The organism is Butyrivibrio sp. Su6, assembly GCF_900108105.1.
In the GTDB taxonomy this organism is placed as follows: domain Bacteria; phylum Bacillota; class Clostridia; order Lachnospirales; family Lachnospiraceae; genus Butyrivibrio.
Window position 1 is genome coordinate 58,607 of sequence record NZ_FNUR01000017.1, and the last position, 21,067, is coordinate 79,673.

Annotated in this window: 22 protein-coding genes and 1 tRNA gene; 6 read left to right on the top strand and 17 right to left on the bottom strand. The window is 39.1% G+C overall.

The features are described 5' to 3' along the window. Positions 1-18: 18 nt before the first annotated feature. The 8 genes from C4S54_RS14965 to C4S54_RS15000 form a co-directional block, all read right to left on the bottom strand. On the bottom strand, positions 19-1,458 hold the full coding sequence (locus C4S54_RS14965) for an aminoacyl-histidine dipeptidase (RefSeq protein ID WP_103870221.1): 1,440 nt from the start codon (positions 1,456-1,458) through the stop codon (positions 19-21). Between the two features lie 141 nt (positions 1,459-1,599). After that, positions 1,600-1,956 (bottom strand): 50S ribosomal protein L20, encoded by a 357-nt coding sequence (gene rplT / locus C4S54_RS14970; protein ID WP_022773739.1) that lies wholly within the window; start codon positions 1,954-1,956, stop codon positions 1,600-1,602. Positions 1,957-2,015: 59 nt separating this feature from the next. Beyond that, positions 2,016-2,216, bottom strand: a complete 201-nt coding sequence (gene rpmI / locus C4S54_RS14975) for a 50S ribosomal protein L35 (protein WP_013280183.1) — start codon at positions 2,214-2,216, stop codon at positions 2,016-2,018. 68 nt (positions 2,217-2,284) lie between these two features. Further along, positions 2,285-2,809: a translation initiation factor IF-3 gene (infC, locus tag C4S54_RS14980; RefSeq protein ID WP_022773738.1), complete on the bottom strand. Its 525-nt coding sequence runs from the start codon at positions 2,807-2,809 to the stop codon at positions 2,285-2,287. Between the two features lie 172 nt (positions 2,810-2,981). After that, positions 2,982-3,527, bottom strand: a complete 546-nt coding sequence (locus tag C4S54_RS14985) for a VanZ family protein (RefSeq protein WP_103870203.1) — start codon at positions 3,525-3,527, stop codon at positions 2,982-2,984. Then, a complete protein-coding gene (locus tag C4S54_RS14990; RefSeq protein WP_103870222.1) occupies positions 3,524-4,117 on the bottom strand; it encodes a flavin reductase family protein in 594 nt (197 codons plus the stop codon). Before C4S54_RS14990 ends, C4S54_RS14985 begins: the two co-directional genes overlap by 4 nt. Positions 4,118-4,144: 27 nt before the next feature. Beyond that, positions 4,145-5,941, bottom strand: coding sequence for an oligoendopeptidase F (pepF, locus tag C4S54_RS14995; RefSeq protein ID WP_103870204.1), 1,797 nt, complete (start codon positions 5,939-5,941; stop codon positions 4,145-4,147). Positions 5,942-5,954: 13 nt separating this feature from the next. Next, entirely contained in the window at positions 5,955-6,620 is a 666-nt protein-coding gene (locus C4S54_RS15000) for an HAD family hydrolase (RefSeq protein ID WP_103870205.1), read from the bottom strand. A 126-nt stretch (positions 6,621-6,746) separates the two neighbouring features. Here C4S54_RS15000 and C4S54_RS15005 point away from each other — a divergent pair. Continuing rightward, a tRNA-Trp gene (locus C4S54_RS15005) sits at positions 6,747-6,818 on the top strand. 165 nt (positions 6,819-6,983) lie between these two features. Here C4S54_RS15005 and C4S54_RS15010 read toward each other — a convergent pair. The 3 genes from C4S54_RS15010 to C4S54_RS16345 all read right to left on the bottom strand — a co-directional run bounded on the left by C4S54_RS15010 (position 6,984) and on the right by C4S54_RS16345 (position 10,962). Beyond that, a complete protein-coding gene (locus C4S54_RS15010; RefSeq protein WP_160110780.1) occupies positions 6,984-7,370 on the bottom strand; it encodes a nucleotidyltransferase domain-containing protein in 387 nt (128 codons plus the stop codon). A gap of 292 nt (positions 7,371-7,662) precedes the next feature. Then, positions 7,663-8,223 carry a hypothetical protein gene (locus C4S54_RS15015; protein ID WP_103870207.1) on the bottom strand — a complete coding sequence of 187 codons (561 nt, stop codon included), beginning with the start codon at positions 8,221-8,223 and terminating at the stop codon, positions 7,663-7,665. Between the two features lie 138 nt (positions 8,224-8,361). Next, positions 8,362-10,962 (bottom strand): flagellin N-terminal helical domain-containing protein, encoded by a 2,601-nt coding sequence (locus C4S54_RS16345; protein ID WP_278308927.1) that lies wholly within the window; start codon positions 10,960-10,962, stop codon positions 8,362-8,364. A 154-nt stretch (positions 10,963-11,116) separates the two neighbouring features. On the opposite strand from C4S54_RS16345, the gene C4S54_RS15030 reads away from it, so the two are divergent. The 3 genes from C4S54_RS15030 to C4S54_RS15040 are packed head-to-tail and all read left to right on the top strand — an operon-like array spanning position 11,117 to position 12,185. Next, complete coding sequence (locus tag C4S54_RS15030) at positions 11,117-11,548, top strand: helix-turn-helix transcriptional regulator (protein ID WP_034443615.1); 432 nt, start codon at positions 11,117-11,119, stop codon at positions 11,546-11,548. Between the two features lie 59 nt (positions 11,549-11,607). Further along, positions 11,608-11,805: a DUF2281 domain-containing protein gene (locus C4S54_RS15035; protein WP_103870208.1), complete on the top strand. Its 198-nt coding sequence runs from the start codon at positions 11,608-11,610 to the stop codon at positions 11,803-11,805. After that, the gene (locus tag C4S54_RS15040; RefSeq protein ID WP_103870209.1) at positions 11,805-12,185 is read left to right on the top strand and encodes a type II toxin-antitoxin system VapC family toxin; all 381 of its coding nucleotides are present in this window, start codon (positions 11,805-11,807) and stop codon (positions 12,183-12,185) included. Before C4S54_RS15035 ends, C4S54_RS15040 begins: the two co-directional genes overlap by 1 nt. Positions 12,186-12,423: 238 nt before the next feature. Here C4S54_RS15040 and C4S54_RS15045 read toward each other — a convergent pair whose 3' ends face one another. Further along, the gene (locus C4S54_RS15045) at positions 12,424-14,031 is read right to left on the bottom strand and encodes an alpha-amylase family glycosyl hydrolase (protein WP_103870210.1); all 1,608 of its coding nucleotides are present in this window, start codon (positions 14,029-14,031) and stop codon (positions 12,424-12,426) included. Between the two features lie 146 nt (positions 14,032-14,177). On the opposite strand from C4S54_RS15045, the gene C4S54_RS15050 reads away from it, so the two are divergent. Beyond that, the gene (locus C4S54_RS15050; RefSeq protein WP_103870211.1) at positions 14,178-14,699 is read left to right on the top strand and encodes a peptidylprolyl isomerase; all 522 of its coding nucleotides are present in this window, start codon (positions 14,178-14,180) and stop codon (positions 14,697-14,699) included. 61 nt (positions 14,700-14,760) lie between these two features. On the opposite strand, the gene C4S54_RS15055 is transcribed toward C4S54_RS15050, so the two are convergent. The 4 genes from C4S54_RS15055 to C4S54_RS15070 form a co-directional block, all read right to left on the bottom strand. Continuing rightward, positions 14,761-15,372: a GTP pyrophosphokinase gene (locus C4S54_RS15055; protein ID WP_442861135.1), complete on the bottom strand. Its 612-nt coding sequence runs from the start codon at positions 15,370-15,372 to the stop codon at positions 14,761-14,763. Positions 15,373-15,655: 283 nt separating this feature from the next. After that, complete coding sequence (locus C4S54_RS15060) at positions 15,656-16,891, bottom strand: bacterial transcriptional activator domain-containing protein (protein ID WP_103870213.1); 1,236 nt, start codon at positions 16,889-16,891, stop codon at positions 15,656-15,658. A gap of 9 nt (positions 16,892-16,900) precedes the next feature. Then, positions 16,901-17,116, bottom strand: a complete 216-nt coding sequence (locus C4S54_RS15065) for a hypothetical protein (protein WP_103870214.1) — start codon at positions 17,114-17,116, stop codon at positions 16,901-16,903. A 181-nt stretch (positions 17,117-17,297) separates the two neighbouring features. Then, a complete protein-coding gene (locus C4S54_RS15070) occupies positions 17,298-18,332 on the bottom strand; it encodes an acyltransferase (protein WP_103870215.1) in 1,035 nt (344 codons plus the stop codon). A 426-nt stretch (positions 18,333-18,758) separates the two neighbouring features. Here C4S54_RS15070 and C4S54_RS16045 point away from each other — a divergent pair, with 426 nt between their 5' ends. Then, positions 18,759-18,959, top strand: coding sequence for a hypothetical protein (locus C4S54_RS16045; protein WP_160110781.1), 201 nt, complete (start codon positions 18,759-18,761; stop codon positions 18,957-18,959). A 92-nt stretch (positions 18,960-19,051) separates the two neighbouring features. Here C4S54_RS16045 and C4S54_RS15080 read toward each other — a convergent pair. Next, the coding region (locus tag C4S54_RS15080; RefSeq protein ID WP_200821084.1) for an InlB B-repeat-containing protein at positions 19,052-21,067 on the bottom strand (2,016 nt) is incomplete at its 5' end.

Consider the following 21,067-nt stretch of genomic DNA (forward strand, 5'->3'; position numbering starts at 1 on the left):
CCCCTCCTATTTCAAATATCACTTTAAAACTGCCTTTAGATATTCCCAAACATTTCCTGCTGACTTAACAGAAAGTCTCTCCTTGGTTGAGTGAATATCCTGCATATCAGGGCCGATTGAAATGCAATCAAGGCCTTTTATCTTTTCACTTAAGATGCCGCACTCAAGACCTGCATGAATAGCCATAAGTCTAGGGCTCTTTCCATACATTTCCTCATAAACTTTAACCATGTGGTCACGAAGTTCTGAATGCTGTCTGTATTTCCAGCCCGGATACTGGCCTGATACTGAATATGTGCCGCCAAAAGTAGTAACGATTGTTGCAACCTTTTTGATAAGCTGGTTCTTGGCAGACTCAACGCTGCTTCTGACTGAGTGCTCAAGTGTGATAGCTGAGTCTTCTGTCTTAATGATTCCAAGGTTCAATGAAGTCTCAACAAGTCCTTCAACTGCTGCGCTCATAGCCTGTACTCCGTCAGGTAAAGAAATGATTGCGCTGATAATCATTCTTCCGTCTTCAAATTTAGCGCATGAGTAGTTATCCTCAACTCCTGCCTCAGTGCATGTGATATTTACATTAGGATCCTTAACTTCAAGCTCACCCTTAACTTCCTCAAGAGTCTGCTCTACGCTCTCCTTAAAATCGACTACATTTCCAGCAGGAACAACAACCTTAGCTACGGCGCCTGAAGGGATGGCGTTATCAGCTACTCCACCTTCTATAGATACAAGGGAGATTTCAGCCGCATCCATCGCATTCAAAAGAGTTCTTGCTAAAATGTGATTAGCGTTACCTCTTCCGCACTTGATCATTTCGCCTGAATGTCCACCGAGCAAACCGTCTACTTTTACTTCGTATAAAACGCCGTTCTTATTCTCTTTTTCAAAAGAAAAATCCGAGTAAATTCTAGCACCGCCTGCGCAGCTTGTAATGAAAGCGCCTTCCTCTTCATTATCGATATTGATCATCTTCTTACCCTTTAAGGAAGAAAGATCTATTGCTGTAGCACCAAACATTCCTGTCTCTTCATTGGTTGTGATAACAACCTCAAGTGGTGGATGAGGAATCTCATCAGAGTCAAGAAGTGCAAGGCAGTAAGCAACTGCAATTCCGTCATCTCCGCCAAGGCTTGTTCCCTCAGCCCAAACATACTCTCCATCTGTCTTGCAGCGAAGTCCCTCTGTGAGCATGTCTATGTCACATGAATCCTCCTTAACTGCAACCATATCCATATGTCCCTGCAGGATTACTGGCTCTTTATCCTCATATCCCTTGCTGCCTGGAGCTTTGATAATTACATTAAGTTCACTGTCCTGAATAACTTCAAGGTTTCTTTCCTTGGCAAAAGAAACAAGATAATCACTTATTTTCTGTAAATTTCCGGAACCATGTGGAATATTACACAGCTCCTCAAAAAAATGAAATACTGCTTTTGGTTGTAAATTCTCGTATGCCATATCTATAGCCTCCGCTTTAATACTATCTTTAGTTTCCTTCAATGCTACATTTTTACTGCATAAAAAAAGGAATATCACAATGTGATACTCCTTAATTCTATATCAAAAAAACTATATTTTCAATGAAAGTTTCCGATTGAATTATGCAATCTTTGTTTTTGCAAGCTCAGCAAGTGTCTTGAATCCTTCTGGATCATTTACTGCAAGCTCAGCGAGCATCTTTCTGTTGATGTCAACACCTGCAAGCTTAAGACCATGCATAAGGTTGCTGTATGAAAGACCGTTGATTCTAGCAGCTGCGTTGATACGTGTGATCCAAAGAGATCTCATATCTCTCTTCTTCTGCTTACGTCCAGCAAATGCAGAAGTAAGTGCTCTCATAACTGACTGCTTTGCTACTCTATACTGTTTTGATCTTGCTCCTCTGTAACCTTTTGCAAGCTTTAATACTCTATTGTGCTTCTTCTTGGCATTCAATGCGCCTTTAACTCTTGCCATCTTAATATCCTCCTAATTTCTAATAACCAAACTTGTCAATTCTTCACTAAGCGTTAAATTTATGCGTAAGGAAGAATGCTCTTCATTGCCTTAACATTTGTAGCGTCAACAAGTCCAGCATGTCTAAGATTTCTCTTTCTCTTTGTAGACTTCTTTGTTAAGATGTGGCGCTTATACGCTTTGTTTCTCATGAGCTTTCCTGTGCCAGTAACTTTGAATCTCTTGGCAGCAGCTCTCTTTGTTTTCATCTTTTGCTGCATAACTTAAATCCTCCTGTGAATCTCAGTAATTTTGTGGAACTTTATTTTTAACCAATACTTGGCAAAAATCAATTCTTCTTTTCGGCAAGGAACATTGTCATACTACGTCCCTCAACCTTAGGCTGTTTCTCAACAACAGCAACATCGCTAAGTGCCTGAGCAAAATCTGTAAGAATATGTACGCTTGCTCCCATGTGAGCCATCTCACGACCACGGAAACGAAGAGTGATCTTAACTCTGTTTCCTTTCTCAAGGAACTTCTTAGCTGCATTCACCTTAGTATTAAGATCGTTTGTATCAATATTAGGTGAAAGTCTGATTTCTTTAATCTCGACAGTTTTCTGTTTCTTCTTAGCTTCTTTCTCTTTGCGAAGCTGTTCGTACTTAAACTTACCATAATCAACAACTCTGCAAACAGGTGGTTTAGCTGTTGGCGCGATCATAACAAGATCAACACCCTCATCGTCAGCAATCTTTCTGGCATCTGCAATAGCCATAACCCCAAGCTGCTCACCATCAATACCAATTACACGAACTTCCTTAGCTCTGATCTGTTCATTAATAAATAACTCGCTAATGGTTTTATCCTCCATACTATGAAAAAAGGTGAATACACATTGTATCCACCTATAATCTCAATTCATCCAAACATAATCAGTTTGTTTTGAAAGATATTAACACCTGAAGCCCTTGCCGCAGGGTGAGAGTGGATACTCTGCTTTGTTTTCAAATACTCATATACGATATCACAGTCCAAATATACTGTCAATACCCTTTTTGTTTTTTCTTGTTAGCAAGTGGTCTAAATATCGTCATTCGCCCTGTCCAGCCAACAATTCTGGTGATGATTATACCAGGCAAAATTCCCATGCAATCAATCAAGACATCTCTTTTTGAAGGGCTTCGCCCTGATACAAAGGACTGGTGGTACTCATCAAGGCAGGCAAATCCTGCACAGAAAGCTCCGGCAAAAAGCACCAGGAGTGGCCCTCTGAGTCCATATACATATAGAGGAAACGCAACAGACACTGCCAGTAAAAAATACTCTGTGACATGGGCGGTCTTTCTGACATAGAACTGCGATGCTTCGGACAGATCTTCAATCTGAGCCTTGGACCAGCCCCTGTCAAGCTTCTCATTGGCATAGCTGAAAACCTTTATACCAACCTGATAGCTGAGCTGGCTGCTCACGTCGCCTTCCTGTCCTGAAAACATGAATATCACACACATCATTATGATCGCGGGTACAAAAGAAAGTGGCTTAAGCACAAACCGCAATGTTTGTTTGATATACATTAAAAAATACTTCATTTTTTCTTCTTTGCCTTTTTAGCAGTGCCCTTTTTTGCAACACTATAGCCAAACTTTCCGACTTTTTCCCCAAGCATAAAATACTCGCCATGGGAATAAGCCACAAGCTTAGCCTTTCCAAGGTCAAGCCTTCCCTTGTCATCCAGTAATTTGTCATCTACTGTAACACACATTACCTCTGCGATAAAGATAGTATGGCTTCCCAGATCAATTGACTGTTTTACCTTGCACTCGATATTAACAGGGCTCTCTGCTATTCCCGGAGCTGATATTTTCTGGGATTCAAGAGGTGTTAAGTTCATCTCTTTAAACTTATCATATTCCCGTCCGGAACGTACACCGCACCAGTCTGCTGCCCTCGCAAGTTTTTTACTTGTGAGATTAACTACAAATTCCCCTGTCTCCTTGAGAATATCATAGGAATATCTCTCTTTACGTACAGATATTGATAGCATGGCCGGGTCACTACAGATAGTCCCAGCCCATGCAACTGTTATTATATTAGGCTTTTCGCCCTCACGCATGCAGCTAACCATAACTGCAGGTGTGGGATAAAGCATATTGCCCGGTCGCCATATTTCTTTTGCCATATAAGCACCACGCCTTTCCGCCATAACTTACTTCATGATTTCTTCCATCTCATCTAGAGCTTCACCAAATACCTTAAGTGCCGCATCGATAGGAGCCTTTGTTGTAAGATCAACTCCAGCGATCTTTAAGAGGCTTACAGGATCCTGTGTGCATCCGCTTGAGAGGAACTTCTTGTACTGCTCAACTGCAGGAGCGCCCTCTTTAAGAATTCTGTCAGCAATCGCAACAGCAGCAGCAAAGCTTGTAGCATACTGATAAACATAGAAGTTGTAATAGAAGTGTGGAATTCTGCACCACTCCCAGCCAATAAGTTCATCAGAGATCATATCCTCGCCAAAGTATTCCTTATTGAGGTTATAGTATACATTATAAAGAGAATCTGCTGTAAGAGGCTCACCATCTTCAGCCATCTTGCAGGTCTTTCTCTCAAATTCCTCAAACATTGTCTGACGGAACATTGTGCTCTTAAAGCTCTCAAGGAAGTGATTTACGATAAAGGCCTTTTCTTCCTTGCTCTTAGCATGATCTTTAAGATAATGGTACAAAAGAACTTCATTAGTAGTAGACGCTACTTCTGCAACGAAGATTTTGTAACCTGCATCAATGATGTTCTGAGCTTTGCTTGAATACCATGAATGCATTGAATGTCCCATCTCATGAACAAGTGTAAAGACATCATTCAAAGTATCATTGTAGTTAAGAAGCATGTATGGATGTGTTCCGTATACATTTGATGAATACGCACCGCTTCTCTTTCCTTCATTCTCGACCACATCAATCCATCTGTTCTCATATGCCTCTTTTACGACTGCCAGATAATCTTCGCCAAGAGGAGCAAGGGCCTTAAGAGAGATCTCTTTTGCCTCATCATATGTCACATTCATGTCAAAATCAGGGATCATTGAAACATAGACATCATACATGTGAAGTTCGTCTACTCCAAGGAGCTTTTTCCTGAGAGAAACGTATCTGTGCATTTTGTCCATGTTACCATGAATGGACTCGAACAGTGAATCGCAAACTAAAGGTGATACGTTGTTACCATCAACTGCCGCCTCAAAGCATGAATCATATTTTCTTGCCTTTGACTCGAAGATTCTTGCCTTAACTTCGCCGTCATACATAGCAGTCCATGTATTTTTGAACTCTGCAAATCTTGTATAGAAAGCCTCAAAACTTGCCTTTCTTAAATCTCTGTCATGAGACATCTGTGTTGGAACAAATCTTCCCTGTGAAAGCTGAACCTCTTCTCCCTTTGAATCTTTTACTGAAGGGAACTTAAGATCAGCGTTTGCAAGCATTCCGAAGGCCTTCTGAGAAGCGCCCTCAAGCTCACTTGCTGATGCCAAAAGAGCTTCCATGTTGCTGTCAAGCATGTGAGCCTTTAATCTTCTGATATCCTTTATTGCTCTCTTGTATCTGTCAAGCTCAGGAACCTGTGCATAGAGCTTTTCAAGGTCCTCATCAGAAATATCAACGATCTCAGGGTTCATGAAGGCTGTTTTTTCTCCTGCAGCAACGTAAGCTGACATTGACCTTCCGCTCATTCCCTGGTACTTGGAATTAGATGTATCCTGATCAAATCTCTTATGGGCATATCCATGAACTCTGTCAACTAAAAGTTCAAGTTCCTCTGAAAGCTTAAACGCCTCAAGAAGACACTTTCCATCGGAAAGCTTCCCCTGAAGAGCTGCTATTTTATCAGCTACTTCACCTATCTTTTTAAGCTCTTCTTCCCACTTATCCTCATTTTCGAAAATATCCTCAAGTCGCCATGTAAGTTCCTTTGCGACTTCATCTCTTTTTGGTAATCTTTCCTGCATTTCTTTTCTCCTTCTATATTATTTTAGAGAAATCTCCATCCTGTACGAAGATGTAATCTACGCCATTTGCCTTGGCTACTCCACCATCGCTAAAAACCTCATTCCCTATCATAACGCATTCAGTAGGGTTTAATCCATGCTTTTTTAACAGTTTTTCCATGAATTCTTTTTGAGGCTTTTTTATGCCTTTATCCGATGATATGAAGATGTCGTCAAAACACCTTGCGATTCCCACATCCTCCAGCTCTTTCCTGGTGAAAAAGAGCTGTGCATTAGACAAAAGAAATATCTTTTTTCCGGCACTTTTCAGCTCTTGTAAGAGCCTGTCTGTATCCGGGTACTTGCAGAGTTTATCCCTTGACGCCTCCCTGAAGAAGATGCAAAGTGGCTCTAAGCTGCCGGGATCCACTGCATTTTCTTTTCCAATAAGTTTAGCCCATACATTCTCTATTTTTATCTCCGGATACTCCGCGTGAGTCTTCTCTGTAAGGGCCTCTGTTTCCTCTTTACATGCCAAAAGATATTTCTCACGAAGGTCTGCTCCTGTGTAATCTGCGCCATATTCTTCAGACAGCTTTTGGGCCATTTTCGCCCAAAGCTCAGGCTGTTCCTCATCTGTGTGGATATCCACTAAAGTTCCATATAGATCAAAAATGTAATTCTTATATTTGTAAGCCATATTCCGCACTCCTTTTACAATTAGGAAGATTATAACATTTTTTGCCAGTGCAAATTAAAAAATCTTCTTTACAACATCTATTGTCTATGCTAGAATAACATTCGTTGGTGCAAAAGCCATAAATAAAGGGGAATCATACAATGGCTAGTATGCCGGTCTCCAAAACCGCTCATGCGGGTTCGAATCCTGCTTCCCCTGTTAAATGTAAAAAGACTGGAATCCAGATATTCTCTGTGATTTCAGTCTTTTTCGTTGTTAAAAATCTTTTGTTGTAAATGTCTGTTTTGGTTCAAAAAGGTACGTTTTGGAACAGTAAATTTAGGGTGATTTTATGGTGGTAAATCGCTTGTCAATCGCAAAAACTTATTTGAACTTATTCTTAAAAATAATCTTTCCTTTCGTTAATATATCTCTGGCTACAAACTCTTTGCTCTTGTCTAGTGCAGCTTGAGAATTAAAAGTCAGAATATCATAATCCTGATCTTCATTTATCTTATAGAGTTTAGTCTTGAAGTCATCATATGACTTTGATCTAAACAATCTTGACCTTGTTACATTACTCACAATAGCAAGATCAATATCAGATCGTTTGGTACACCTCTTTTCTAAAGATGAACCAAACAGGTAAATAGTATCAATTAGCTTACATTCTGCTGCAATCTTGATTATTTCCTCGATAATATCCTTTTTTATGTCCGCAACTCCAAAAGAGTCACCAACATTATTCTTCATTGTTACAATATTGCACATGATAACTCCTTTCATCGCAAACAATAGTCTAAAAAGGGTAACCCAGTCATCTTATTGCTATGATATCGGCAGTTCTTGATGATGTCTTGGTATAATTATAATAACAAAAATAGGATGGCATTTCCACCATCCCATCATTGTCACAACTATCTATTTTCAACTAAGGGACTCGAACCCACGACCGCGATTCACATGTGTTACCATAATACCTCACTGTTTCAGAGGACACTCCAAACTCTACCAACTGAGTTACAATCCCTATAAGGATACTTTTAGGGAATAAATAATATCATCATGTGTCAAAGACATCTAAAGCTTTAATTATTTTTTGATCAAAAACATCTTGGCTGTTTCCCTCTACCGATAAAATGAGCTTTTCAAAAGATTCATAAGATGGCTGTTTAAAAGTAAATGCATCATTCTGTGGAAATACATTTCGGATTAATTTCACAACACTTTTTACGCTTGATGGATTAATACTGTCACCTCTAGCTGATAGCATTGCAAATGCTATTCCTAACCTCCAAGTAAGCGTCTTTGCACATATGGCATTAAAATAAATTCCAATTACAGGAACGTTTCCTAACACTTTATCAGCAACAATATCAAATAATAATTCACTATTCATTCCTGCTATTATTCCTGATATAACCTCTTCATTTACAGCAGTTCTATGATATAGATCACGTAATTTATTAAGCATATCACCATAATGGGTAAAAATAGTTGTACCATCTGCAATAAGTGTAAATGGAAATCCAAACAAGCCACTTAAACCTTGAATGAACAAATTAGAATTTGCTTTCATTTCAATGATATTGTATGCCGTTTTAGCTGTATCCACATTACTCATATTGATCCCTCCTGCAATTGCTACTGTTTGTATAGATTACCACCGAAAAGTATACAGTATGTAAACTATCTATAATATTATAATGATTAATTTATAATAGTATTATTAACATGCAGAATTATCAGGCAATATCAATTATTACTGTAGCAAGCTAAGCACTCCCTGGTTAGTTTGGTTTGCCTGAGCCATCATAGATACACCCGCTTGTTCAAGTATATTCTTCAAAGAAAGCTGGACCATTTCTTTAGCCATATCAGTATCTCTGATTATTGATTCAGATGCCTGTGTATTTTCTGCCGTATTAGTCACGTTCTTATATGTATGTTCAAGACGATTCTGCTGAGCACCTATATTGGATCTGAGTGATGATACTATTTCTGTCGCCCTTGAAGCCGCTTCTATTGCTTCGCCAGCTCCTTCTTCAGTTGTTACATCCAACCCAGTCATACCCAGTGTATCTGCATCCATAGTTCCTATGGTAATAAACATACCATCACCTACCTCAGCTCCCGATTGGATCCAAAGATTCAGGTTTTCAGACTCGATTTCTTGCTTATTTTCTGGATCTGATGGATCTTCAGGTGGATCTTCTGGATCGGGAACTATAGGTATCTTTACCTCAATTGTTTCTGTTATTACATCATGTTTCATGAAGATTGGTATATTCTCTATTTTGTCTATAACGCAACTATTATTTGCACTTGACTGTGCAGCTATAGTCTTGTTTATCGACTGACATGTTTTGTACACTGGTTTCACTATATCTTTATCATAAAACGTGTATGTGAATACTGCTGTATCACCAACAATTCCAACCTTCGAGCCACTCAATGAATCAACAAATTCCTGGAAGCTATAAGGTGTTCCCGCTTTAACATCCTCTCTTGTATCATGTAATTGCAGTCTTAAATAGGACCCTCCCTGAGTTTTAAACTCTAATTCTATACCTTCTCCGTTGAAATTTGGATCTTTTCTGATGGTATCAAAGTATTCATGCAATGCATTCATTGATTCATCAGTTATAGTAAATCCATTACTAGCATTGTATAAATAACCCATTTTATTATTTGAATTGAGTATATTGGCTCTAAAATTCATATCATGAGTTGACGCTGGAACATTAACAAATTGAGCAAATGGTAACCACCTTGCGTCCGAATCTTCTGGCGCAAAGACTATAGGAGGATTATCCAAAGATGCATCGGTAGGGTTTTCAAAATACAACACTCTACTTAATTCAGAATTAGAGCTCCCGCTTTTAAAACTAATCTGAGAGAAATTACCGGTTAAATCAAAAATAATTTGCTCGTTATCTATGGTCTCTGCATATTCAGCCTTGGTAAAACCTTGTGTTATGTTAAGCTCAAATTCTATACCGTTAGAAGCATATGTAAGTTTTTTGGATGCGGAATCCAATCCCATATCTTCCCAGGATTTTTTTTCTGTTTTGTAAGCCGGCGTGTTACCATCTCCAAACTGTAACCATACTCCATCTTCATCTGCTCTTACGAACATTTTATTCCCAACATTTCCCATCTTGTTCACATCATAAGGTGTAAATGTACTTTTAAATGCCACCTTATTAATTGGTGTACCATAATTCACATTACGGCTTGTACTGGTAATTATCTGCGTTGGAATCGTGTTTATTATTTCTGAAAAATCAGCGGTATTTTTTGAGCCAATTGTCAGATTGTAAGTAACATCATCATAAGTAAGAGAATATGATTCATTTTGTAGGTTATTTTTATCCAAAGAATTACCATTTTTATCGCGAAAATTGTCCCAGGTAATAATTTGTCCATCTATTACAAGTCCGTTGTCTTGTGCACTAATTCGTATTTGCCTACTGGTTGCTCCTTCCTTTTCCTGCATGAATGCCGACATCGAATAGTACAATCCTGAATTAAGAGGCACTATTTTTGTAGACCAACGTAAACCATCAATAGCACTTGCTACTTCGGAAGCTTCTAATTTTTGATCTATGTCAAAATTAATATTCATTCCTCCAAAGCTAAAAGAATAGCTTCCAGTTTTAACATCTGATAGATCGATTGAATTTCCATATATATCTTTAACCGAATCCCAACCAATGCTATCTGATCCTATCCTTATACCGGATTCATTGGCTGAAACAGTGTATGTACGATTCTCTTTAACTTCAGGAATTCCAGTAATGGTTATATTCAACTGCTTCGGTGTATATATATCTTTTTCTACTGTCTCATATTCTATTCTGTATTGAGGCTCTATTGATGGACTAGGCGCAGTACCTGTCCCAGTGGAGGCTTGTCCTGAATTTTCTATACTTTTTATATCCAAGTTGCCTCTAAATAGCTTTCTTTCATTAAATGTAGTTGTATCTGAAATTCTATTGATTTCAGACATTATTTGGTTCACTTCCTGTTGGATAGCCTCCCGATCCTCTGTCGAATTTGTTCCATTAGCCGCCTGTATAGATAGTTCTGTCACTCTATGAAGCATGTCATGGACTTCGTTTAAGGCACCGTCAGCTACCTTTAGGAGGGATATTCCATCTTGTGTATTTAGTGCACCTTGATTAAGTCCTCTGATCTGCCTTCTCATCTTTTCAGAAATTGCAAGACCAGCTGCATCATCAGCAGCTCTGTTTATCCTATAGCCAGATGATAGTTTTTCTGATGATTTAGCTTTGGAGTTTGTTGTTATATTAAATTGTCTCTGGGCGTTCATTGCCGACAAATAATGACTAATTACCATTTAGACACCTAATTGCAATATAATGCTACACTTTGTACTAGTAATATCGGCACAACGATACATTTTAATAACATTTATATTCTCATTCTGCTACGTATTGTAGAAATTTAATTTCAAAGTCTTCCTATACTGAGTCTAAAAGGACGGTATAGATATGAGGGATTCATTATTATCAAAACGACTAAGAGAGTTACGAAAGGTTTACAATTATACCCAAGACGATGTAGCAGAAGTTCTTCAGACTTCAAGACAGACATATTCTCACTATGAAACAGGTTTGCGAAAGCCATCTACAGAATCTCTATATAAACTTGCAGGATTATACGAAATTTCTGTAGAAGATCTTTTAAAACTATCTATTGAACTAGATGAGAATGTTTATTTTGATGCACCCAGACCATCTCAGGAAAGCGAAGATCTTTCTGCGTACCTTGAATACTTTAATGATCCTAAGAATCAGAAGAAGTACCATTATCACACTAATCTTGAAAAAGAGATTTTGTACTATTTCCAGAAACTATCTGATTTAGATAAAAAGGAAATTATAGAATTTACAAAGATCAAGGCGAAGAAATTGAGAGACTAACATTGATTGAAGCAACACGACCTTTATGGTATATTTTAATCAAGAAGGAGGTTTTTGTTATGGCATACGCAGAACTGATAGAAGAAGCCAAAAAGCTTTCTGAAGATAATATTCCTGAAGTGATTGATTTTATAAGATTTCTTAATTCTAAACAGGATAATAAAAAAGAGCGTCAATCTAATCTGCTTAGTGGAAAATTAAAATATATGGCAGATGATTTTGATGAGACACCAGATTGCTTTAAGGAGTACATGTAATGACACTAATAGACACACATACCCTTATCTGGTTCATGTTTGATGATACACAATTGTCAGACAAGGCATTAAGCACCATCAAAACAGAAGATAAGGTTTACGTAAGTATTGCTTCTTTATGGGAGATAGCTATTAAGCAATCCATTGGCAAACTGGATATTGAAGTTACTTCTGTTGAACTTGCTGATAAATGCTCTGAAGCCGGAATAGATATCTTATCAATTACTCCCAAGCAATTAGATTATATATCTAAGCTGCCAAGCATTCATAATGATCCGTTTGATAGACTTATTATTTCACAGGCAATTACAGAAGGTTTGTCCATTGTAACCAAAGATGAAAAGATTGCCAAATATGATGGTGTTAATGTGATATGGTAATTAAATCCGCTTAAGGTATTACCATAAAATAGCATTGGTTAAGAAGTGGTTAAATTCAAACCAAGGAAGATGCTCGATTCTCCTTTCTTTCAGTATTTGAAGGGATCAGGTCTTCGGGTTCGAATCCTGCTTCCCCTGCTCATCAATGAAAGCTTGAAAACTACTTGTTTTCAGGCTTTTTTGTTGTTTTCATGTCTGAAAATCGCATTTATATAACTGTAAAAAACAGCCAGGAACTTTAGTTCCCGGCTGCTAAAACTGCTATTCCATAGGCAGGTATTACCACTTTCCCACCATTATATTCGCATTTTTCTTCTGAAGTGCAAAGGCTATACACAATATTCCCATAATCTTTCGACATATCATCTGTGGAAATATCCACTTCTTTTGACTCATCTGAAGTATTTATCAATATAAGAAGTCTCTCCACATCTGTCTCATAGGTGCTTTCCTCTTTTTTCTCCCTGACAAAGGCTGAAATATCACCGTCTGAAAGAGAGTCCACAACTACAGTTTTCCCTCTTGCGATCACAGGGAACATATTTCTGAGTTTTATAGCTGCCTTGTAATAGTTAAAAATTGAGTACTCATCTGCCGCCTGCTCATCAAGAGCCGGATACTTCATGTCAAACTTATCCATGTCGGCAGGGCCATTGCACATGCCTGTCAGGTCAGTAGAACTCCACTGCATCGGAGCTCTTTTATTCTCATCCTTGCCTGAGCCCTTCATGCCAAGCTCCTCACCGTAGTAAATAAACGCATTTCCGGTCATAAGAAGGTTAAGTGCTCCGGCAAGCTTCACCTTGTCCTGACTGCCTTTTCCGGTAAAATACCCGGCAGATCTGGCCATATCATGATTGGTATAAAAAGGCGCATCGATAGCAGTGTCGCTAATTTCAGCCAGCTGACTTTCTATCTTTTCAAGAGCTTTACCGTAATTAGCTGCAGCGCTCGTTCCTCTTGCCACGCCTGCAATAGTGCCCTCACTTCCCGCAAAGTCAAAGTCAAAAAAGCTGTCAACACCGCTCTTATAATACTTTAAGTAAGTGCTCGAATTGGTCCAGCACTCACCGACAATGTAAGCATCTTCTTTTTGTGATTTAACCGTGTCATTAAGCCATGTCAAAAACTCAATATTCCTGGAATCATCACCTGTATAATAGTAAGACACCGCATCCAGCCTGAATCCGTCAACTCCATGATCTATCCAGAACTGCGTAATATCTTTTATCTCATCCCTGACAGCCTCATTATCAAGATTAAGATCCGGCATTCCTGACCAGAATCTTGCCTCATAATACAGATCTGATCCGGCAAGCGCCTCGTAGCCATCCTGAGGTTCAGTAGAAAAATTGTAGTACTCATCGTAAGGAGCTTCTGATGAAGCCTTAAACCACGGATGTTCTACAGATGTATGATTGAGCACCAGGTCAAGAATGACATTTATACCTCTTTTATGACATTCATCCACAAGCTCATCGAAATCCTCAATTGTTCCGTACTGCGGGTCGATATCCTTATAATCAGTTACATCATATTTGTGATATGTCGGAGACGGTGAAACAGGCATCAGCCATATTTCATTGCAGCCAAGATCAGTATCTGTAGAATCATCACCATCATTTATGTAGTCGAGCTTCTTTGTCACTCCCTTGAGATCCCCTATTCCATCCCCATCACTGTCGTAAAAAGAATAAACAAAAATCTCATAGGTCGTTCTATACTTGTCATCAATAACATTCAGCTCTGAAGCCATTTTTTCGTTAACTGCTTTTCCACATCCGGGTAAAAGAAGCGCCGCAGCAAGAACAGAAGCAGTAACTTTATACCAACAATTCTTTTTCATAATTCTTCATCTCCTAACAAAGCATATGATAGCACATCTTTGAGCATCTTTACCAATTGCAAATTCTATCGTATACGCCATTCATAACATCGATAAATCTGCTATAATAGGCAGAGATATTATCATATAGAAAAGAGGACGAATCTATGGCACAGAATCCTATTGTTACAATCACAATGGAAAACGGTGACGTTATCAAGGCTGAGCTCTATCCTGAGATTGCACCTAACACAGTCAATAACTTCATTTCACTTATCAACAAAAAATTCTACGACGGACTTATTTTCCACAGAGTTATCCGCGGTTTCATGCTCCAGGGTGGAGATCCCGAAGGAACAGGAATGGGCGGCCCAGGATATGGAATCAAGGGTGAGTTCTCATCCAACGGATTCAAGAATGACCTTAAGCACACTGAAGGCGTTCTTTCAATGGCAAGATCAATGATGCCTAACTCAGCAGGCTCACAGTTCTTTATCATGCACAAGACTTCTCCACACCTTGACGGAGACTACGCTGCATTCGGTAAAGTTACAGAGGGAATGGACGTTGTAAACAAGATTGCTGAGACAGACACAGACTGGAACGACAGACCTGTTAATGACCAGGTTATGAAGACAGTTACAGTTGAGACCTTTGGCGTATCTTATCCAGAACCTGAGAAGGCCTGAACCACAACTTGGGTAAAAGAAAAAAAAGACCTGAAAGCACTTGGCTTCCAGGTCTTTTTTACTATTCTTCTTCGTCAATTTTTTCTCTTATCTGCTGCATTCTCAGATCCAGCTGATTGATAAGATCTGCACTAAACTTAAGATCGTCTGAAATAACATCCTGATTTTGAATATTCTTTTTATACTTCATCTTGTGCTCAAGGCTTGCCCAGAAATCCATTGCTATTGTTCTGAACTGAACCTCTACCTTCATATACTCTTTTTCCGTAGTAAGGAAAATAGGCACCTCGATAATGAGGTGAAGGCTTCTGTAGCCGCTGGCCTTGGGATTCTCAATGTAGTCCTTTCTCTGGATAACAGTGATATCATCCTGCTTGGCCAGGCAATCCGCAAGCATATAAATGTCATCTATAAAAGAACATATAACCCTTATTCCGGCTATATCTGAAAGATTTTTGCTTATATTCTCAACGGTAAAATCCACACCCTTACTGCTCAGCTTGTTATAAATGCTGATAGGTGTCTTTATTCTCATTTTGATCGATTCAAAAGGATTTCTATTATTTATCAATGAAAGCTCTTTATTAAGAACATCCAGCTTAGTCCTGACTTCTGATAACGCGCAATCATATTTCATCATCAGGATCTGAAAATCCTTAACCTGATCCTTCATCTTAAGCAAATTCTCAATATCTATCTGACTGCCCTCTTCAGTATGACTTTTTTCAGATCTTCCCGTAAGCTTAGCAAAATCTATCTTCGAATAGTCTAATCTCTTAACTGCCATAGACTTCACTTCCTTTCGCTTAATATCTCATGTACAGTATATCAGTATACCTTAAACGTTCTGTGAACTAAATATTAAATTTTCAATAAACCCAAAATTCCGCGAAAGTGATAAACACTCTCGCGGAATCCTCATAAAAAACCTGTATCCCACCAATAATTTATAAAGATTATTTCGCCTCTGACAAAGACTGTGGAAGCTCAGCAAGTGAAACTACGCTGTATTCAAGCTCCGCTCTTGGTCCGGCTAAAACTTTATACTTGTTCAATACTCTTCTATAAACTATTTTGCAACTCTCCTTATTGGTTCCAACAAGAAGAAGTAAAAACTGAGATGCTGAGTACTTGCAATATGTGTCACCCTGTCTCAATGTCAGAGCAATTGCCTTCTGCAAAAGCTTAGCCTTTGTTTCAAGCTTGGTCTGATTGGTGATCTGCTTACCTTCATAATCAACCAAAGTGAGAAGCATCATATAAACTGACTGTCCGCTTCTCTCCATGTTGCGGCTTAAAATATGGTAAGCATCAATAAAGCTCGGGTATGAGCAATCGTAAGCTCTTCCCTCATCTGCCTTGGCACTGTCTCTTCTCTCGATGATGTCGTCTCTTATCTTAAGTATTTTTCCTGGTGTATTAGTAATCTGTCTGCTCATTTTCTCATAGCACTCCATAAGGTCGCTACTTGGAGTGATTCCTAATTCATCAGTATAATATCTGACAGTCTCATCGTAAATAGCATATGCTTCATCGTAGGATTCCATGCCTATAAGGGCATTGATCTCACCAACCTGCCACTCATCATCCGGATATAACTGAGCCGCTTTTTTGTATACGCGGTACATTGCATTGTAATCTTTTTTCTTTTCATAGTAATTGCCAAGGGCAACTACGCACTCTGCATACATCTTCTGAAGCTGAACACTCTTGATGATAACCCATTCCTGTGTTGAAAGCTCCGGAAGAAGCTCCGCTTTATAGAGCTCTACAGCCTGCTTGTAAAAAAGAATACCCTCTGTAGTATCACCGCACAATCTGGCATTACGCACTGCAGCCTCAAAGCTTCCTGCATCAGTGACTACTTCCACATTTTCATCAACATGGAAAATACCATCCTTGTTCACTATGTACTCATAGTCAGGAAGTGTTGAACTCTTAAGCTGTTTGTGCATCTGATAGATCAGATTATTAAAACTGTTATTAAGATTAGACTGCTCTTCTCGCTCGTAAAGCGTGTTTATAAGCTGCTCTTTGGTGATGCCGTTTTCACCAGCAAGCCACACAAGTTCAAGGAGCTGAATGTACTTAGCTCCTTTGTTCTTTCCAACGGATACGTTTCTTCCCTCATAAGAAATCGCAAGCCCACCGAACATTTGAACATCTAATCTGATTCCTAACCCCTCGTTCATAGTTTCACCTCAACTATTGATTGCCGTTTCTACATTTCCCTCATAATTGCAGACACTTAAACTCTCGACTTCGGTACCTGTCCCTTCAATCCTGAAGTTAGACCACTTGCAACACCAGCACTCCCTCAAAGGAACCAAGACCCCTTTATCTGGCTCCCAATGCTCGCAGCAGTAGTCTTCCCGGACAACTCTTAACCCCTCATCATTGTAAATAGGATTACTCATATTCCATCTCCTATACAACTACACTTTTATTTCTCTGATTTTAGATTAACATGAAATAAAATTGCACTAACAAAGATTGTCGCAACTTGTATTTTTTTTGTCGTCTAATGTTCATATTATGATATAGAAAAGAGCTCCTGATTTTTTTACCAGATCAGAAGCTCTTGAAAATGCCGTATATTTAAGGAACTATGCGCCTTACAACAGGAATCTTCCTCATGACTGCCGCCACCACAATTATCATAGGAATGATAACAAATGGCGCCCCAAGTCGATATAATAACGACCTGGTATCAACAAATGGAAGAAGCGGAATCGTCTTTATGAAAATAAATTGCATAAGGTAAATGGGATAAGTGTATCCACCAAGAAAAGAAATAAATCCCCTGGCCTTACTCTCCATAACCTTTCTTCCAATGTCTTTTAACAGGACAAAAACTCCGACAGAATAAAGGACGCTTGGAACGTTCTCATATCCCTTAAAGGTCCCATCGATCATTCCGATGCGCATCGACAGCGAATAGGTACCAATTATATGGAGCAAAAGACCTGCAATAGCAAGTCCATATATGGTAAACTTCTGAGGTTTACTGAACTCCGTATCATGAAGCAGCCACCCGATCGGTACCCAGATAAGTACGCCCATTACACTTGTAACCGCATAAGGTGTATTCATATCCAGTTGAAAAACGCCGGTAATAAATGGCGCCAGGATATTCAGGGCAAAGCCCGCTGCGACAAGGTAAGAAAAAACAAGTCTTCTCTTTTCTTTTTCCACTGCTGCATACAAGGGCATGCTAAGATACAGAACAAAAAGTGAAGAAAAGAACCAGTAATAATCAACAATGGTCGTTCCGGTGACGCTCTGATAAATGAAGTGTGGATTCACCTGCTCCCTAGGTATCTTGTGGCTCATAACCTTACCAAACATAATGATAAGACTCCAGGCAAGGAACGGCACAACTGCCTTATTCCATCTTTTTATAAAGAACTCTTTTAACGAATATCTCTCATAGAAATCCATAAGAGTTATCCCGCTTATCATAAAAAATAGGGGTACTCCCGGATAAAAAATGCACTCAATAATGTTTGCCGAAATCCAGTATTTCTCAGTCGCACTAAAGTCCCAAAAGCATTTGTTAGTATGAAGCACCAGCACAGAAAATGCCGCTATCACGCTAACAAATACAATGTAATCAATTTTCTTTTTCCCCATAACAACACAACTTCCTCCCCGTTTGCTTTTTACAGCATATCATAAAACAGTTAATTTCTTAAGACTTTCTTAAGATTGGCTCTAAGCGCTTGTAATATCTTCGCATTTGTAGTAGATTACTCGAGTCGGCTTTCTGCCGCATAAATGTGAATACTATCGTTTTCACATTTCCCAACTATAATCAAAAAAGTGTGTTAGTATTAATGTAGTTACAGCGCATTCTTATGCCTTTCTGCATTGATACGGAAAGGAATTAATGGGAATTAAAAAGAACAAATATTTTTTCAGGAAATTTAAGTGGCCTTGGACAAACAGAAAATTCAAGGATACAGTTTTCAGGTTATTGTTTGGAAATGATAAGGTTGCTCTCCTGGAGCTGTACAATGCTATCAATCACTCGCATTATGACAAAGGAAGGCAGTTTATATGTATAGTTTATTTGAATACAATAAAAAGGGACATATGCGCGTCGTTCGAGAGGAAGCTCTTGAGGAAGGGCGTGATATAGAGCGAACCCGAATCATAGAATCAATGTCTTCTAAAGGTATGTCTCCCGAAGAAATTGCGAATTTATGCGACTGGTCTGTTGATGAAGTAAAAAAGATCATAAAAGAGATTGTCAATTAAACTATGCATTTTTCTCGCTGGTTCGACATATACTATAAAAGAGCTACCGGCCTTGCGACCGATAGCTCTTTTTGGGATTTCTTAGAGTTTAATTACTCTTCTTCTTTTTTCTTTCTTGTAACGAAAAGTGAAATTGCTACTGCAGCTGCGATGACAATTGAAAATGCTCTTGATGTGTCATCTGTCTGGTCATCAGTTTTCGCTCTTCTTGATCCAAGAACTGCTGCGCCATTTGCGGCTGTTCCTTCTCTTGTAGCTCCAAGTACTGCTGCGGCTGGTGCTGGTGCCGGTCCTGCTGCTACAGGTGCAGGTGTAACCGGTGTAGGTGCTGCAGGTGTAGGATCATCTCCGCCTGCTGGTGTAGGATCAGGAGTTGGAGTAGGTGTAGGTGTAGGTGTTGGTGTAGGTGCTGGATTTGCGGATATTACTGTGTAAATTACTGCATTGTATGCAGGAGCCTTCATGGTTGTACCTGCTGCACTTGCTTTAATCTTACCAGTAATTATATCCAGGAACTTCTGGAATGCATCTATCATCTTGCTAATTACAGATGTATTCTCTTTGTCCTCTTCCATGCTCCAGAATGTCAATGTATATCCTTCAATAGTAGGAACATCAATGACATCAAATTCCTGACCATACTTAACTTCAAAGCTTGCAGGAAGTGCTGGTAAAGTATCAGGTCTATCATCAGTTGCAAACCTGTATTCATAGCGGATAGTGTATGTCCTTGGTCCATAGATCAGGTTGATCACTGTTCCATCTGTAACTTTACTTACAACATCCTCGGAAATGACAACGTCTGAACCTACAACTTCAATGTCCTGCACTTCATATCCAACATAATCCTTTGCTGCAAGACTATCCTTGGTTACTTCAATCTCACTAGGATCATTCACCCAAACCTTAGTCGGGTAATTTGCTGTATCTCTTACAGTTCCATCAACAACATGATTAACTGTATAAGCTACATCTTTTGTCTGATCCTCATCCTTCTGATATCTCAGAGTGATTACCGTCTCATTCTTAACTTCATCTCCCTCTTTGATATTTGCAGGATTCTGACCTATAAACTTGTAACCCTCAAATGTCTTTTGTTCAAGTGAACCAGCTTCAACTGTAATAGTATCAGGATCATTTACCCATACTTTCTTACTGTATGCCTTGCTGTTATTAGCATCTACAACGCCATCGATCTCATACTGTACAACATATCCAACAGTCTTAGTTACAGAATCATCTTTTATGTAATTGAGCGTGATTACCTGACCTTTGTTTACAAGTGATCCTTCTGTTACCTCTGCCGGGTCCTGGCTGTCATACTTATAGCCTGTGTACTCTTTCTTAGCAAGGCTTCCAGTCTTAACTTCAATTGTATCAGGATCATTCACCCATACAGTTGCTTTGTATTCCTGTGTATCTGCTGTCTGAACAGTTCCTGCAACAGAGTGCTGTACTTTATAAGAAAGCGTCTTAGTTTGGCCATTATCAACATCAAAGTGTGCTGTGAAGGTTGTATTCTTATAAACTGCACCTTCCTTATTAAGTTTTGCGATAGCTTCTGCTGCTGTAAGCTCTGCGTCCTCACTTGCAAGCTCTGTTCCGTTATACCAGCCTGTGAACTTATAGCCTGTCTTTGCTGTTGCTGTTGAGCCCTTTACATTCGCTGTTCCAAGTACCTGGCTTTCTTCTGCATCCTCTGTTGGGCTTACGGTACCATATGTTTCATTTTCTGATACGTATTTTGCCTTATAAGTCTTGGTTTCATCAATTTCAAATCTTGCCTCAAACTCTGTGTCTGCATAAAGGTCATCTTCATCAGTATTAAGTTTCCCTATTACTGTTGTTGCAGCAAGTGCTGCTTCTGAACTTACGAGTTCATTATCCTTATACCATCCTGCAAACTTATATCCTGTTGCCGGCTGGGCTGTTGAGCCTGTGATTCCTGTAGTTCCAAGCTTCTGGATATCTGCATTCTCTGTAGGATTTACGCTTCCCTTTGCTGCACTTTCTGACTTATAAGTTACTGTGTACTTTGCTTCAGGATCTGCCTTGAACTTTGCTGTGAAGGTTATGTCTACATAAAGGTCATCTTCATCCGTCTCAAG